14 protein-coding genes are annotated in these 15,052 nt (G+C 68.3%); 12 read left to right on the top strand and 2 right to left on the bottom strand.

The genetic code is table 11. The features are described 5' to 3' along the window. Positions 1 to 48: 48 nt before the first annotated feature. The 3 genes from atpD to FZ983_RS04720 all read left to right on the top strand — a co-directional run bounded on the left by atpD (position 49) and on the right by FZ983_RS04720 (position 3,114). Positions 49 to 1,470 (top strand): F0F1 ATP synthase subunit beta, encoded by a 1,422-nt coding sequence (atpD, locus tag FZ983_RS04730; RefSeq protein WP_149222396.1) that lies wholly within the window; start codon positions 49 to 51, stop codon positions 1,468 to 1,470. A gap of 146 nt (positions 1,471 to 1,616) precedes the next feature. Continuing rightward, positions 1,617 to 2,033, top strand: coding sequence for a F0F1 ATP synthase subunit epsilon (locus tag FZ983_RS04725; RefSeq protein ID WP_149222395.1), 417 nt, complete (start codon positions 1,617 to 1,619; stop codon positions 2,031 to 2,033). A 259-nt stretch (positions 2,034 to 2,292) separates the two neighbouring features. Then, the gene (locus tag FZ983_RS04720; protein WP_149222394.1) at positions 2,293 to 3,114 is read left to right on the top strand and encodes an acyl-ACP desaturase; all 822 of its coding nucleotides are present in this window, start codon (positions 2,293 to 2,295) and stop codon (positions 3,112 to 3,114) included. Positions 3,115 to 3,289: 175 nt separating this feature from the next. Here FZ983_RS04720 and FZ983_RS04715 read toward each other — a convergent pair whose 3' ends face one another. Next, positions 3,290 to 4,825: a DEAD/DEAH box helicase gene (locus FZ983_RS04715; protein ID WP_149222393.1), complete on the bottom strand. Its 1,536-nt coding sequence runs from the start codon at positions 4,823 to 4,825 to the stop codon at positions 3,290 to 3,292. 297 nt (positions 4,826 to 5,122) lie between these two features. Beyond that, on the bottom strand, positions 5,123 to 5,677 hold the full coding sequence (locus FZ983_RS04710; protein WP_149222392.1) for a superoxide dismutase family protein: 555 nt from the start codon (positions 5,675 to 5,677) through the stop codon (positions 5,123 to 5,125). Between the two features lie 142 nt (positions 5,678 to 5,819). Here FZ983_RS04710 and FZ983_RS04705 point away from each other — a divergent pair, with 142 nt between their 5' ends. From FZ983_RS04705 to terL, 9 genes are all read left to right on the top strand, one after another. Continuing rightward, entirely contained in the window at positions 5,820 to 6,242 is a 423-nt protein-coding gene (locus FZ983_RS04705; RefSeq protein WP_149222391.1) for a Fur family transcriptional regulator, read from the top strand. Beyond that, positions 6,239 to 6,463 (top strand): hypothetical protein, encoded by a 225-nt coding sequence (locus FZ983_RS04700; RefSeq protein WP_149222390.1) that lies wholly within the window; start codon positions 6,239 to 6,241, stop codon positions 6,461 to 6,463. The genes FZ983_RS04705 and FZ983_RS04700 overlap by 4 nt, the downstream gene beginning before the upstream one ends. Before the next feature lie 503 nt (positions 6,464 to 6,966). Then, positions 6,967 to 7,785 carry a phage capsid protein gene (locus tag FZ983_RS04695; protein ID WP_149222389.1) on the top strand — a complete coding sequence of 273 codons (819 nt, stop codon included), beginning with the start codon at positions 6,967 to 6,969 and terminating at the stop codon, positions 7,783 to 7,785. Between the two features lie 60 nt (positions 7,786 to 7,845). After that, the gene (locus FZ983_RS04690) at positions 7,846 to 8,118 is read left to right on the top strand and encodes a hypothetical protein (RefSeq protein WP_149222388.1); all 273 of its coding nucleotides are present in this window, start codon (positions 7,846 to 7,848) and stop codon (positions 8,116 to 8,118) included. A gap of 77 nt (positions 8,119 to 8,195) precedes the next feature. Continuing rightward, complete coding sequence (locus FZ983_RS04685) at positions 8,196 to 8,765, top strand: hypothetical protein (RefSeq protein ID WP_149222387.1); 570 nt, start codon at positions 8,196 to 8,198, stop codon at positions 8,763 to 8,765. Beyond that, positions 8,765 to 10,660 carry a hypothetical protein gene (locus FZ983_RS04680; RefSeq protein WP_149222386.1) on the top strand — a complete coding sequence of 632 codons (1,896 nt, stop codon included), beginning with the start codon at positions 8,765 to 8,767 and terminating at the stop codon, positions 10,658 to 10,660. Before FZ983_RS04685 ends, FZ983_RS04680 begins: the two co-directional genes overlap by 1 nt. A gap of 20 nt (positions 10,661 to 10,680) precedes the next feature. Continuing rightward, positions 10,681 to 11,466, top strand: a complete 786-nt coding sequence (locus FZ983_RS04675; protein ID WP_149222385.1) for a hypothetical protein — start codon at positions 10,681 to 10,683, stop codon at positions 11,464 to 11,466. Between the two features lie 32 nt (positions 11,467 to 11,498). Then, a complete protein-coding gene (locus FZ983_RS04670; RefSeq protein WP_149222384.1) occupies positions 11,499 to 13,529 on the top strand; it encodes a glycosyl hydrolase family 28-related protein in 2,031 nt (676 codons plus the stop codon). Then, positions 13,526 to 15,046, top strand: coding sequence for a phage terminase large subunit (gene terL / locus FZ983_RS04665; RefSeq protein ID WP_149222383.1), 1,521 nt, complete (start codon positions 13,526 to 13,528; stop codon positions 15,044 to 15,046). Before FZ983_RS04670 ends, terL begins: the two co-directional genes overlap by 4 nt. Positions 15,047 to 15,052: the final 6 nt, after the last annotated feature.

Here is a 15,052-nt window from a genome sequence, read left to right as displayed (position 1 = left end):
CGGCGACGGCATACCGACACTTACCGAGTTCCTAGGGAGCTTTACTCCATGGCCACCACCAATTCTGTCGGCAAGATCACGCAGGTCACGGGCGCCGTCGTGGACGTGCAGTTCGACGGCGACCTGCCGGCGATCCTGAACGCGCTGCACACCCAGAACGACGGCAAGACGCTCGTTCTGGAAGTGGCGCAGCACCTGGGCGAGAGCACGGTCCGCACCATCGCCATGGACAGCACCGACGGTCTGGTGCGTGGCGCCGAGGTGACCGACACCGGCGCGCCGATCGCCGTGCCGGTCGGCCCGGAGACGCTCGGCCGCATCATCAACGTCATCGGCGAGCCGATCGACGAGCGCGGTGCGGTCAACGCCGCCCGCTCGCTGCCGATCCACCGTCAGGCCCCGGATTTCGTCGACCAGTCGACGGACGCCGAAGTGCTGATCACCGGCATCAAGGTCATCGACCTGCTGGCTCCCTACGCCAAGGGCGGCAAGATCGGCCTGTTCGGCGGCGCCGGCGTCGGCAAGACCGTGACGATCATGGAGCTGATCAACAACGTCGCCAAGGCGCACGGCGGTGTGTCGGTGTTCGCCGGCGTGGGTGAGCGTACCCGTGAGGGCAACGACCTCTACCACGAGATGATCGAGTCGGGCGTCATCAAGCTCGACGGCCCGGGTTCGAAGGTGGCCCTGGTGTACGGCCAGATGAACGAGCCGCCGGGCGCCCGCGCCCGCGTCGCGCTGAGCGGCCTGACGCTCGCGGAATACTTCCGCGACGAGGAAGGCCAGGACGTGCTGTTCTTCGTGGACAACATCTTCCGCTTTACCCAGGCCGGTTCGGAAGTGTCGGCCCTGCTGGGCCGCATCCCGTCGGCGGTGGGTTACCAGCCGACGCTGGGCACCGACATGGGCGCCCTGCAGGAGCGCATCACCTCGACCAAGAAGGGCTCGATCACCTCGGTGCAGGCCATTTACGTGCCCGCCGACGATCTGACCGACCCGGCCCCCGCCGCCTCCTTCGCCCACCTGGACGCCACCACGGTGCTGTCGCGCTCGATCGCCGAAATGGCCATCTTCCCGGCCGTGGACCCGCTCGACTCGACCAGCCGCATCCTCGACCCGCGCGTCGTCGGTGAGGAGCACTACGCGGTCGCCCGCTCGGTGCAGAAGGTTCTGCAGACCTACAAGTCGCTGCAGGACATCATCGCCATCCTGGGCATGGACGAGCTGTCGGAAGAGGACAAGCTGGTCGTCGCCCGCGCCCGCAAGATCCAGCGCTTCCTGTCGCAGCCGTTCCACGTCGCCGAGGTGTTCACCGGCACGCCGGGCGTTCTGGTCAGCCTGGAAGACACCATCAAGGGCTTCAAGGGCATCGTGAACGGCGACTACGATCACCTGCCGGAGGCTGCCTTCTACATGGTCGGCACCATCGACGAGGCGATCGCCAAGGCCAAGAAGCTGGCCGCCGCCTGATCCCTCACCAGGGATTGCGGCATTCCGACCCGGCCCCATCGCCCTTGTGAAGAGGCGTGAGAGGGCCGGGTGGAAATCGACATCAGCACACCCCCTCCCCCCGTCAGCGGGGGAGGGGGTTCCTATGAAGAGGCACCAGGAAACCCATGGCCGATAAAGTCGAATTCGAGCTGGTCTCGCCGGAAAAGCTGCTGAAGTCGCAGCCCGTGGACATGGTCGTGGTGCCGGGTTCGGAAGGCGATTTCGGCGTGCTCGCCGGCCATTCGCCGATGATCTCGACCGTGCGTCCGGGTGTCATCGACGTCTATGAGGGCGACCGCGTGGTCGACCGCGTCTTCGTCGCCGGCGGCTTCGCCGAGGTCACCGAGGCCCGCTGCACCGTGCTGGCCGAGGAAGCGGTGGCGCTGACCGACCTGGACCGCGCCGCGGTCGAGAAGCAGATCAAGGATCTGTCCGAAGATCTGGACGACAGCAAGTCGGACGCCGAGCGTGCCGTCGCGGAGGCCAAGCTGGCCGTTGCGCGTGCCAAGCTGGACGCGCTGAGCCAGTCCTCCGCTCACTGAGCGGAAAGTTCGTCGGCCCAGGGTTTTCCGGGGCAGACGGCATACATTTCTTCGGTCAGACGGGCGGCTTGGGCTTCCAGGCCGCCCGTTTCCGTTGCGACTCGGTTGCATCGCGAAAAAGACGACTTACATTCGAAGGCCTGAACCGTAAATCCCGCCGCACCCCGACGGCACTGGTGGGGACGCGGGGAACAGACCTTACCCGATATTGGACACGGCCGCCGGCAGGGCGGCCCAAGACGAGGCGGCAGAGCGGATCATGGCGCGTGCGCATTGGCGGATCGATGAGCTTCCCTGGGACCGTTTCGATGCCGGCCGGGTGGATCCCGACCTGGTCCCTCTGATCAAGGCGGCGGCTCTGGTCGAATTCAACGCCGACGACTACACGGCCTATCTGTGCAACGTCTTCAATGACGATCCGGAGTTCCAGGAGGTCGCCCGCGGCTGGGCGGTCGAGGAGGTCCAGCATGGCGAGGCGCTGGGCCGCTGGGCCGAGCTGGTCGATCCGACCTTCGATTTCCGGGCCGCAGTAGAGCGCTTCCGCGCCGGCTACCGCGTGCCGATCGATCTGGACGCCTCGGTCCGTGGATCGCGCACCGGCGAGATGATTGCCCGCTGCATGGTGGAGACTGGCACCAGCTCCTACTACGCCGCCATCGGCGACTCGACCGATGAGCCGGTGCTGAAGGAGATCTGCCGCAACATTGCTGCCGACGAACTGCGCCACTACAAGATCTTCTACACCTACGCCAAGAAGTACCTGGACCGTGAAGGGCTGAACAAGATCCAGCGCCTAAAGGTGGCGCTGTCGCGCATCGGCGAGTCCGAGGATGACGAGCTGGCCTACGCCTATTACGCCGCCAACGCCCCGGCCGAGGCCGCGTACGAGCACAAGGTCTACAACGCCGCCTACAAGCGCCGCGCATTCGGCCGCTACCGCCGCAAGCACGTCGACCGCGCCATCGCCATGGTGTTCAAGGCCTGTGGCCTGAAGCCGCACACGCGGCTGTGCAGCGTGGCCTCGCGTGGCGCCTGGTGGTTTATCGACCGACAGGCTCGGAAGCTGGCGGCGCAGGCCTGACCGCGTCAAGCCAACCCGTCGGTGGCCGACGTCCAGGCAGTGACCGGCGTATCACGCAGGCGAGCCGCGGGAGGTGCATGCTGTGGAAGCCCAGGGCCGACGACTGCGTTTCTGAACGGAAAAGGCCCCGTCTCGGCGAGAGACGGGGCCTTTTTCCTTGCCGGCGCTGTCCGGATCAGGCGGCGCTGGGCTTGCGGCGCATCGGCGTGTTGCCGCCGGGGGTGCCGGCCACGCGCGGGGCCTGCTTGCCGCCCCCATGGTTGTTGTTGCCATGGGTGTTGCCGTGCGAAACGGCATGCGGAGCCGGGCGGCGGTCATGCCGGTTCTGGTCGTTGCGGGCGGCGTCCGGCCGCGGTGCGCCGGTTGGCTTGCCGGCCTTCTGCGGGACCTTGGCTGCCGACGCGACAGGCTTCGGCTGTGCAGCCTTGGCGGGGGCCGCCGGCTTCGGCGCGGCGTTGGAACCAGCGTTTCTGGGGCGGGCCTGCTGCTGGTTGCGGTTGTTCTGGTTGCGGTTGCTGCCCGGCGCCTTGGGGCGGGGCGGCGGCTTGCTGGAGGCGTGGATTTGCGCCACGTCGACCGCGTGGTACGGGTGGTCGGTGTCGGCCGGGATGGGCTGACGGATCGTCTTCTCGATATCCTTCAGGTAGCCGACCTCTTCATGGTCGCAGAAGGACACCGCGCTGCCGTCGGTGCCGGCGCGGGCGGTCCGGCCGATGCGGTGGACGTAGCTTTCCGGCTCGTTCGGCAGGTCGAAGTTGATGACGTGGCTGATGCCGTCGATGTCGATGCCGCGGGCGGCGATGTCGGTCGCCACCAGCGCCCGCAACTCGCCCGCGCGGAAGCTTTCCAGCGCGCGGACGCGGGCCGACTGCGACTTGTCGCCATGGATGGCGTCGGCGGCGATGCCGGCCTTCTTCAGGTGGTCGGCGATGCGGTCGGCGCCGTGCTTGGTGCGGGCGAAGACGATGGTGCGGGCCATCGCCGAATCTTCGAGCAGGTCGGCCAGCAGACGGCGCTTGTCGCTGCGCTCCACGAACAGGACGCGCTGGTTGATGCGCTCCACCGTGGTCGATTGCGGCGTCACTTCGATGCGTTCGGCATCGGTCAGGATGCTGTTGGCCAGATCGACGACGGCGTCGGGCATGGTGGCGGAGAACAGCAGGGTCTGCCGTTCCTTCGGCAGCACCGCGACCACCTTCCGCACGTCGCGGATGAAGCCCATGTCGAGCATGCGGTCGGCTTCGTCGAGGACGAACACCTCGATCGCGCCGAGATTGACGTGGTTCTGCGCCATCAGGTCGAGCAGGCGGCCGGGGGTGGCGATCAGCACCTCGACGCCGCGGGCGATGGCGGCGACCTGCGGGCTTTGGCCGACGCCGCCATGGATCACGGTGCGGCGGATCGGCAGATGGCGGCCGTAGGTGGTGAAGCTGTCACCGATCTGCAGCGCCAGTTCCCGCGTCGGGGTCAGGATCAGCGTGCGCGGCGACTTGGCGGCCACGCGCTTCTTGTTCTGGAACAGCCGCTGCAGGATGGGCAGCGTGAAGGCTGCGGTCTTGCCTGTGCCGGTCTGGGCGAGGCCCAGAACGTCGCGGCCGGCCAGCAGCAGCGGGATGGCGCCGGCCTGGATCGGCGTGGCCGTGGAGTATCCCTCCTCCGCGACGGCGCGCAGAAGAGGCTCGATCAGGCCGAGGCCGGAAAATTCGGTCATGGAAGCGATGGTCCTGGTCACCAAAATGGGGGCCGCGCCAGGAGGGAGCGGCCGGGCTTGCGCGCTCCGCGGCGGGTTGGCGCGGAGCCGTCGGGCGGCGGGCGATCCGGGCGCGCGCAAGTCCTGCGCGGCGCCGGGCGCCGTCCGACCCCGGACAGATAGGGCCGGTGGCTTGATTTGGCAAGCAAACTCGGCGCGCGGCTGGGGTGCGCCGGTCAGCATGCGCGGGGGAGGGGCGCGAATCCCCGCCGCGGCACCGCGGCAAATCGTCGCGCCCCGGGGCTGGTCAGGAGGTGCTTACGGCTTCTTGATGACGCCGCAGGCGATGCGGTCGCCCGAGTTGCCGGCGGGCTGGCTGAGATAGTCGTCGGGCTGGGCATGGACGACGATGGAGGTCCCGCCCTGCTTGAACAGGCCGTCCGGCGCGTCGGTCAGTGTGACCATGTGGGTGATCGCCTCGAACCCGGCCTTGCCGGCCTCGTTGGCCCAGATGTTGGGAAGCTCGCCATAGTGCATCTTTTCGGCCTCGAGCCCGTGCTTGGAGCCCTGGGCGGCGAAATGGCCGCCGGCCGCCTTGAAGTCGGGCGTGCAGGCGCCGTTTTCGTGGATGTGGATGCCGTGCCAGCCCGGCGGCAGCCCTTCGAGTTGGCCGTGGACCAGGATGCCGTGCGGGAAGCGGGTGAAGGTGACGGTCCCCAGCGGCTTGCCCTGGGCATCGGCGACGGCGGCCTGGGCGGCGGGAGCGGGAGCCGGGGCCGACTGCTGGGCCAGGGCCGGGGCGGCGAACAGCGACAGGCCGGCGATCAGCAGGGCCTGCGTCGTCCCGATCCGGGGCGGGTGGGCACGGGTCATGCGGGTGAGTCCTCCATCTTGGCCGGGCCATGGGTGGCGCCGGCGGGTTCAGCGACTTTCCGTCGCTGCGAAACCGCTCTGGGATTGCGAACGGTTTTCAGTATGATGGGGGTCTCGGGAAGCAAAGACCAGGGTTGGGGTGATGACGTCGCGTCTGGAAGCGTTGTGTATGGAGAAGGGGCTGAAGATGACCGGGCAGCGCCGCGTCATCTCGCAGGTGTTGTCGGACGCCGACGACCATCCCGATGTGGAGGAGGTGCACCGCCGGGCCGTGCAGATCGACCCGCGCATTTCCATCGCCACGGTGTACCGCACCATGCGGCTGCTGGAAGATGCACAGGTGATCGAGCGCGTCGACCTGGGCGACGGCCGTGCGCGGTACGAGGAGGCGTCGGCCGACCACCATCACCACCTGATCGACACCCGCACCGGGCGTATCATCGAGTTCGCCAGCCCGGAGCTGGAGGCGCTGAAGGAGCGCATCGCCCGCGAGCTCGGCTACAGGATCGTCGGCCACCGGCTGGAGATTTACGGCGTGCCCCTGGATGAGGAGGAGCGTCCATGACCGATCCCCGTTTTTCCGAGGCAGAGCAGCCGATCGCCGACGCCATCGCCTGCCGCGATGCGGTTCAGCGCTGCTATTCCGGTCTGTGCCGCTGCGGCCAGCCGGAGCGCTATGCGCTGGAGGCGGCGGTCACCGTCTACCGCTACCACCATCCGGAAATCCCGCCGGCCCAGGCGGAAACCATCGTCAGCCATTGGGTGGCGGGGCCGGTTCGGCACTGAGGCTTTCTGTGGGTTGGTATCGGCCACCGATGCCCCCACCCTGACCCTCCCTTGTCGGGCGGGGGAGGGAATTGGATTTTTGTCGGCGTTCAGCGGCAGTCCCTCCCCCGCCCAGCTCTCGCACAAAGCTCCTCTTTGTGCTGACGCGGCAGGCGGACCATAGGTCCGCCGATAGCGGGGAAGGTTAGGTGGGGGCATCGCCAGACGACACCTCATGTGAAAATAGTCCTTGACCTCTCCCGCATAAAATCCTAAAACCATTCTCGTCAAGGCGACAGGTCCACCCCCGGACCTCAATGCCCGACAGACCCAAAGCTCCCCCCTCGCTTCGGTCCGAAAAGGGCCGGTTGGACACTCGAAAGTCCGGCCGGCCCTTTTCGTTTTCGCGTTTCGCCCGCGGCCGGCGCTGCGCCTTGCGCGCGGTCCCGACAACCGGGTGGCGGAACGACCCCTCCCGCCACGCCGTCGCGGGATCCGCAGGAACGCGAAAGGAAAATATCCTTATGTCGACCAGCATCGCCCAGGCATTCGTCAAGCAGTTCGAACGCGAGGTCCACGAGGCCTACCAGCGTATGGGTTCCAAGCTGCGCAACACGGTGCGCAGCAAGAACAACGTGCAGGGCGCCTCCACCGTCTTCCAGAAGGTCGGCAAGGGCGCCGCCTCCACCAAATCGCGCCATGGTGCGGTCCCGGTGATGAACCTGGACCACACCCCGGTCGAATGCGCGCTGTATGATTTCTATGCCGGCGACTGGGTCGACCGGCTGGACGAGCTGAAGACCAACATCGACGAGCGGCAGATCATCGCCAATGCCGGCGCCTATGCGCTGGGCCGCAAGACTGACGAGCTGCTGATCGCCGAGCTGAACAAGTCCGTCAACTATGCCGGCAGCGCCGCCGACGGGCTGACCAAGGCCAAGATCCTGGCTGCCTTCGAGATGATGGGCGAGGCCGATGTGCCGGACGACGGCCAGCGCTTCGCCGTCGTCGGCTGGAAGCAGTGGAGCCAGCTGCTGGGCATCGAGGAGTTCGCCAGTTCCGACTATGTCGGTTCCGACGAGCTGCCCTGGCGCGGCACCCAGGCCAAGCGCTGGCTCGGCACGCTGTGGCTGCCGCATTCCGGCCTGACGCTGAGCGGCAATGTGCGGCTCTGCCACTGGTATCACAAGACGGCGGTCGGCCACGCGGCGGGCGCCGACGTGAAGACCGACATCACCTGGCACGGCGACCGCGCGGCGCATTTCGTCAACAACATGATGAGCCAGGGCGCCGCGCTGATCGACACCACCGGCGTGGTGACCCTGCGCTGCCTGGAGGGCTGAGCGGGGTAGGGTGATCCTCCCGCTCTCCCATCCCCTCACAAAATCCGGAGTCTGAGATCCATGGCCTATGCGTCCAAGGATTTGAGCGTGCTTGCCTATGCGAACGGCTTCACGCTCTGGCACTACACCACGGCCGATGCGGCGACCGACATCGACACCGCCGGCTATTTCAATGGGGCGGCCGACCTGCTGCGGGTGGGCGACATGCTGCTGGCGAACTGCGCGGTCGGCAGCGCCACGCCGGCCACCGGCGTGCTGGTGGTGGCGGCCAGCGCCAACGGGGCGGTGGATGTCGCCAACCTGACGCCATTCGGCAGCGCCAACAGCGACTGATCCGCCGAAGGGGAGGGCGCTGCAAGTCGACCATAGAGGGCGGCGCCTTCCCGAAACCCTGGAAAGGGAGACCGTCCATGGCCCTGACCGCCATCGGCCTGTGCGGCCGTGCGCTGATCAAGCTCGGTGCCACCGCCATCGCTTCCTTCGACGACGGCTCCGCCGAGGCGGAGGTGGCCGCTGCCCTCTATGCGCCGACCCGCGACGCGCTGCTGTCGGCCAACGCCTGGAGCTTCGCCAACGTCCAGGCGGCGCTGCCGCGGCTGGCCGAGCCGCCAGTCGCCGACTATGCCTGCGCCTTCCAACTGCCGGCCGATTTCCTGCGGGCGCTGGGGGCGGGCGGCGGCGGGCGGGCGCGCGGCCTGTCCTACCGCATCGCCGGGCGGACGCTGCTGTGCGATGCCGGCGCCGTCACCCTGTCCTACATCGGCCGTCCGGCGGAGGAGCATTTCCCCGCCTTCTTCGATCAGGCGCTGATCGCCCGGCTCGCCGCCGAGTTCTGCCTGCCGCTGACCGAAAGCTCGACGCGGGCGGAGTTGCTGGGCCAGCTGGCCGAAAGCGAGTTCCGCCGTGCCCGCCAGATCGACGCCCAACAGGACAGCCAGCCCGGCTTCGAGGACTTCACCCTGATCGACGCGAGGGCCTGATGGGACGGCTGCATCAGGTGAAGACCAACTTCACCGCCGGCGAGGTGTCGCGCCGCCTGCTGGGGCGCGGCGACCTCAAGGCCTACGACAACGGGGCCCTGGCCCTGCGCAACCTGTTCATCGACCCGACCGGCGGGGTGACGCGGCGGTCCGGCCTTGCCTTCACCGCGCTGGCCCGCGGCGACGGGCGGCTGGTGGCGTTCGAGCGGAACAGCGAACAGACCTATCTGCTGGTCTTCACCGACCGCTGGATCGACGTGTTCCAGGGCGGGACCAAGTTGGCGTCGGTTGCCGCACCCTGGACGTTGACGCAACTGGCGCAGATCACCTGGACGCAGAGCGCCGACACGCTGCTGGTCTGCCATCCCGACCTGCCGCCGCGCAAGCTGACGCGCGGCGACGATGGCGGATGGACGCTGTCGGACTGGGTCTTCGCGGTGGAAGGGGAGCTGGTGCGGACACCCTTCCACCGCTTCGGCGATCCGGCGGTGACGGTGACGCCGTCCGGCACCAGTGGGGCGATCACCGTCACCGCCTCGGCCTCCGTTTTCGACCCGCGTCATGACGGCACCCGCATCCGCATCAAGGGCAAGCAACTGCAGGTGACCGGTGTGGTATCGGCCACCCAGCTTAACGCCACGGTGAAGGAGACGCTGGCCGACACCCAGCCGACGACGCAATGGGAGGAGCAGGCCTTCTCGGCATTGCGCGGTTGGCCGGTGTCGGCGGCCTTCCACCAGGACCGGCTGGTCATTGGCGGATCGCGGGATCTGCCCAACCGGCTGTGGCTGTCGCGCTCCGCCCAGATCTGGAACTTCGATCTGGGCGAGGGGCTGGACGATCAGGCCATCGAATTTGGCATCCTGTCCGATCAGGTGAACGCGGTGCGCGCCGTCTTCTCCGGCCGGCATCTGCAGGTCTTCACGTCGGGCGCCGAATATATGGTGACCGGCGACCCGCTGACCCCACAGAGCATGCAGGTCAACCGCCAGACGCGCATCGGCTCGCCGATGGACCGGGCCATTCCGCCGCGCGACGTCGAGGGGGCGACGCTGTTCGTGCCGCGCAACCGGCGCGAAATCCGCGAGTTCCTCTATACCGACACCGAAGCGGCCTATCAGGCGAACGACCTCGCCCTGCTGGCCCGCCATCTGCTTTCCAGCCCGCGCGACCAGGATTACGACCAGAACCGCCGGCTGCTGTTCGTTGCGATGGAGGATGGCACGCTGGGGGCGCTCACAGCCTACCGGGCGGAGGACGTCACCGCCTGGACCCTGCTGGAAACCGATGGGGCGGTCCGCTCCGTCGCCGCGGTGGGGGACGAGGTCTACACGCTGGTGGAACGGCAGGGCGTGTGGTCCGTCGAGCGGTTCGACGATGCGCTGAATCTCGATGCGGCGATCACCGGCGAGCGGGTGGACGCAACCGCAGTCTGGGGCGGGCTGGCGCATCTGGAGGGGCGGGCGGTCGCAATCGTCGCCGACGGGGTGATTCGCAGCCCCGCCACCGTCCAGGCCGGCAGCGTCACGCTCGACCCGCCGGCGCGCAGGGTCGAGATCGGACTGCCCTATACCCACCGTATCGAACCGCTGCCGCCCAATCTGCTGGGACAGGCGACCGGGGCCGACATCGTGCGGCTGGTTGCCGTCACCTTCCGGCTGGAGGAGACGGCGGCGCTGCGCGTCGATCTGGGGCGCGGGTTGCAGGAACTTCCGCTTCACCGGCTGGGCCCGCAACCAGCCGACGGGGTGCCGCCGCGCGTGTCTGGGGACCGCCGGCTGCGGGCGCTCGGCTGGCGCCACGACACCAATGTCCCGCTGTGGCGCATCGAACAGGACGCGCCGCTGCCCTTCACGCTGCTTTCCGTGACCATGGAATTGAAGGTGAACGACTGATGGGTGGAATTGCTCCCCTCGTGACCACGGCACTGCCGCTGGCGAACTCGGTCATCGGCACCGTGCGCAGCGCCAATGCCGGCCAGTCCGGTGCCGCCGCACAACAGGCCGCAGCCCAACAAGCCGCTGCCGAACTGGAGTACAAGCGCCAGCAGGACGCGGCACAGGCCGCGGCGGCACAGGCGGCCCTGGAACAGAAGTACCGCGAGGAAGCGGCGGCGGCCGAACGCAACGCCCAGGCCGCAGCCGTCGCACGCCAGCAGCAGGCCCAGTTGGAGGCCGAAGCACAGGCCCGCCAGTGGGCGCATGATGCCGAGTTGCGTCAACGCGAGCAGGAGCTTCAGCGCCAGAAGGACGAGGCGGCCGCTGCTGCTGCGGCGGCGGCACGGGCGAAGGAAATGGACGACTTCCGCTCCGCCCAGGAGCAGACGCTGGCGCAACTGCGCGCCAGCCAGGAGCAGACCGTCCGCTCCAAGGAAGCCGATACCCAAACCCAGCTGGCACAGTTGACCGCTGCGGCGGATGCCGCCGAGCAGCGTCGGCTTACCGCCCTGCGGCAGGCGGTCGGCAAGACCCGTGCCGGGTTGGGCGCGCGTGGCGTCAGTGCGCAGGACGGGTCGGGCGAGGCGATCCTGCTGGGGCTGACCAACTCCAGCGAAGCCGAACGGAAGAATGCGCAGGCGACCGACCAGCTGAAACGTGCCGCCATCCAGCAGAGCTTGGACGAGGCCAAGCGCCGCAACCTGCTGGAGTTGTCGCAACTCGCCGACCGTCAGCGGCTGGAATACATGAGCAAGTTCTTTTGAATGCGTTTGTGTGCGCTTTCGCGGAGACCTTGATGTCCACGTCGCTTCTCATTCCGCGGGGCATCCCGCGCGTGCAGTATATTGCCGACGGCATGCAGCGGGTCTTCACCTACCCGTTCCCGATCTTCGCCGACGAGGATCTGCAGGTCTTCCTGGGCGCCGCGCTTCAGAGCACCGGCTATGCGGTCGGCGGGGCCGGGGCCACCGCGGGCGGGGCGGTGACCTTTGCCACGGCGCCGGCAGAGGGAACAATGGTGTTGCTGTGCCGCCGGCTTCCCATCGAACGGCGCAGCGATTTCGCTGAAAGCGGGCCACTGCCGGCCTCTGCCCTCAATGGCGAGCTGGACCGCCTGACGGCGATGCTCCAGCAGGTGGCGGGCGACCAGGAGCTGATGCTGCGCTATGCCGACAGCGACCTGCCGGCCTCCCCCCTGCTGCCGGAACGGGCTTTGCGCCAGGGCAAGCTGCTGGCCTTCGACAGCGCCGGCAACCCCACGATCCGCCCGCCGGTGGACGAGGAGGCGCTGGCGACCTATGTGCCGCCGGGGGCCGGGGCCACCGCCCGGCCGGTGCGCGACAAGCTGGCCGACCTCGCGTCGGTGAAGGATTTCGGCGCGGTGGGCGACGGGCTGGTCGACGACACGTTGGCCCTGCAGACGGCGCTGACCTCGGCCCGTGCCGTGTTCGTGCCGCCGGGCACCTACCGCGTCGCCAACACGCTGACGCTCGGCTATGGGCAGACGCTGTATGGGGTGGGGCAGGGGTCGGTGATCCGCGGGGCGTCCAACGGCTTCGACCTGATCCATCTGCCGGATGGCTACGCCACCCTGTCGGGCCTGCGGCTGGAACAGGGCAAGGCGGGGGTGCGGCTGTTCGGGCGCGACGGGCCTTGCGTGCAGAACAGCCTGACCGACCTGACCCTGTGGGAGCCGGAGGTGGGGCTGGTCTTCGACGGCTACATCGACCCGAACCTGCCCTGCTACTGGAACAACATCGCCCGCGTGCTGGTGGCGCGGCCGTCGCGCCATGGGGTGTGGCTGACGCGGACGGGAGCGGGCGACACGCCGAACGCCAACCGGTTCCACGCCGTGCGGGTCTATTCGCTGTCGGCGCCGATGAGCGGCTGCGGCTTCTTCGTGGAGCAGGGGCGCTACAACAATGCCTTCTTCGACTGCGAGGCCAACCTTTGGCCGGAGGCGGAGGCCTGCTTCCGTGTCGGTTCCGTCACCGACAAGACGCTGATCGTGAATTTCTACGCCGAGTCGCTGGGCGCCCTGCCGAATCTGCAGCTGGATGCCGGGTCGGTGGAGACGGCGATCGTCAACCTGTTCTCCGCCGCCGCCGGGCCGGCGATCCTCGACCGCTCGGGCGGGCAATACACCGCGGTCAATGCCGGCTATCCGGAGAAGAACCGGCTTCAGCGCAGCCGCATCACCGAACTGGTGGTGGAGGCGCTGCGTTACGACACCGACTATGTGGAGCCGGTCCAGGGCGGGGTGGTGGCGCTGGACCTAACGAGTTCCGTCTATCTGGCCAGCGCCTATGGTGGGCCGGTGGAGTTGCGTCTACCGAAAGCCGAAACCGTCAACGGCCATGCGGTGACGATCAAGCGCACCGATGCCTCCGCAAACCCGCTGACGGTGACGGAGACCGGCGGGCCGGGGCCTGACGGGCGGGCGCTGTCGCTCGGCAACCGCTACGACTTTGTGACGCTGGTGTCGAACGGGGCGGGCTGGTGGATCGTCGCCGGCAACAATCCGCCGGGCAACGCCCACTATCACGCGATCCCCGGCCTGTTCGAACCGGACCTGAACCAGCAGCTCTATCTGGTCAGCGCCTGGAGCGGGGCGGTGGAGGTGCGGCTGCCGGCGCCCTCGGCGCCGCGTGCGGTGGGGCGGACGGTCACCATCAAGAAGTCCGACACCGGCGGCAACCGCGTTACCGTCACCCAGGCCGGCGGCGGCGGGCCGGACAGCGAGGCCATCGCGCTGGCCGCCCAGGGCCATGCGGTGACGGTGATGTCGAACGGCGCCGGCTGGCACATTCTGGGGCGGAATCCATGAGGGCGGGGAAGGAGGACAGCTTCTTCGGCTTCGTCGCCGGCTGGAACAGGATGGTCGAACTGAAGACCCCCGCCCACCACGCGCGGATGGCGGGATGGCTGGAGGAGCATATGGCCGGGCAGAACCGGCGCATGCTGCTGATGGCCTTCCGCGGGTCGGGCAAGTCCACACTGGTCGGGCTGTTCGCGGCGTGGCTGCTGCTGCGCGATCCCAACCGCCGGCTGCTGGTGCTCGCCGCCGACATGCGGCTTGCGACCAAGATGGTGCGCAACGTCAAGCGCATCCTGGAACGCCATCCCGATTGCAGCCACTTGAAACCGCCGGCGTCGGTGCGCGACCAGTGGGCGGCCGACCAGTTCACTGTCGTGCGGCCGATGGAACTGCGCGACCCGTCGATGGCGGCGGCCGGCATCGGCGGCAACATCACCGGCAGCCGCGCCGACGTGGTGATCTGCGACGACGTGGAGGTGCCGCGCAACGCCGACACAGGGGTCAAGCGCGCAGCATTGCGCGAGCGTCTGTCGGAGCTGGAGTATGTGCTGGTTCCGGGCGGGGCGCAGCTCTATGTCGGCACGCCGCATGCGCAGGACAGTCTCTATGCCGAGGAGACCGACGACGGCAGCCCGCCTTTCCTGGACGGGTTCGAGCGGCTGGTCCTGCCGGTCTATACCGAGGATAAGGACGGCAAGCGCACCTACACCTGGAAGGAACGCTTCGGCGAGGCGCATGTCGCCCGCATCCGCAAATCGACCGGCCCCAACAAGTTCACCAGCCAGATGCTGCTGCGTCCGGTCAGTGTCGCCGACGGTATGCTGGATGTCGCCAAGCTGGGCCGCTACGACGCGGAGCTGGTGTACCGCGAGGCGCTGGGCCGTGCGGTGCTGACGCTGGACGGGGTGCGGATGGTTTCCGCCTCCTGCTGGTGGGACCCGGCCTTTGCCCGGCTGGAAGCGGACGGCAAGGGCAAGGGCGGCGACGGCAGCGTGGTGGCCGTGGTTTTCGGCGGCGCCGACAAACAATTCTACCTGCACCGGGTGTTGTATCTGACGGTCGACCCGCGGTTGGAAGAGACGGAAGCCGACCAGCAATGCCGGCAGGTCTCCTGCCTTCTCGCCGACAACCACCTGTCGTCGATCCATATCGAGATCAACGGCTTGGGCCGCTTCCTGCCCGGTCTGCTGCGCGAGCGGCTGCGCCATGACCGGTTGGCCATCGGCGTGGTCGAGCAGACCAGCCGCAAGCCCAAGGCCCAACGCATCACGGAAGCCTTCAACGCCCTGATGGCCGACCGCCGCCTGTTGGCGCACCGGTCGGTATGGGACACGCCGCTGATCCGGGAAATGCGCGACTGGCGTCCGGACGGCCGATATCGCGGGCCCGACGACGGCTTGGACGCGGTGGCCGGCTGTCTCAATGCCGAACCCTTCCGCTTCGAAGAGGCGTCAGCCGTGCCCGAACGCCGCCCCGATTGGCGGGGTGTCGGCACGGTGGTGGCGCCGTCGGACTGGGAGCTTTGAGCCGTT

This window comes from Azospirillum sp. B21 (assembly GCF_008364825.1).
Lineage (GTDB): Bacteria > Pseudomonadota > Alphaproteobacteria > Azospirillales > Azospirillaceae > Azospirillum.
This window is presented reverse-complemented; position numbering and strand designations above follow the sequence as displayed.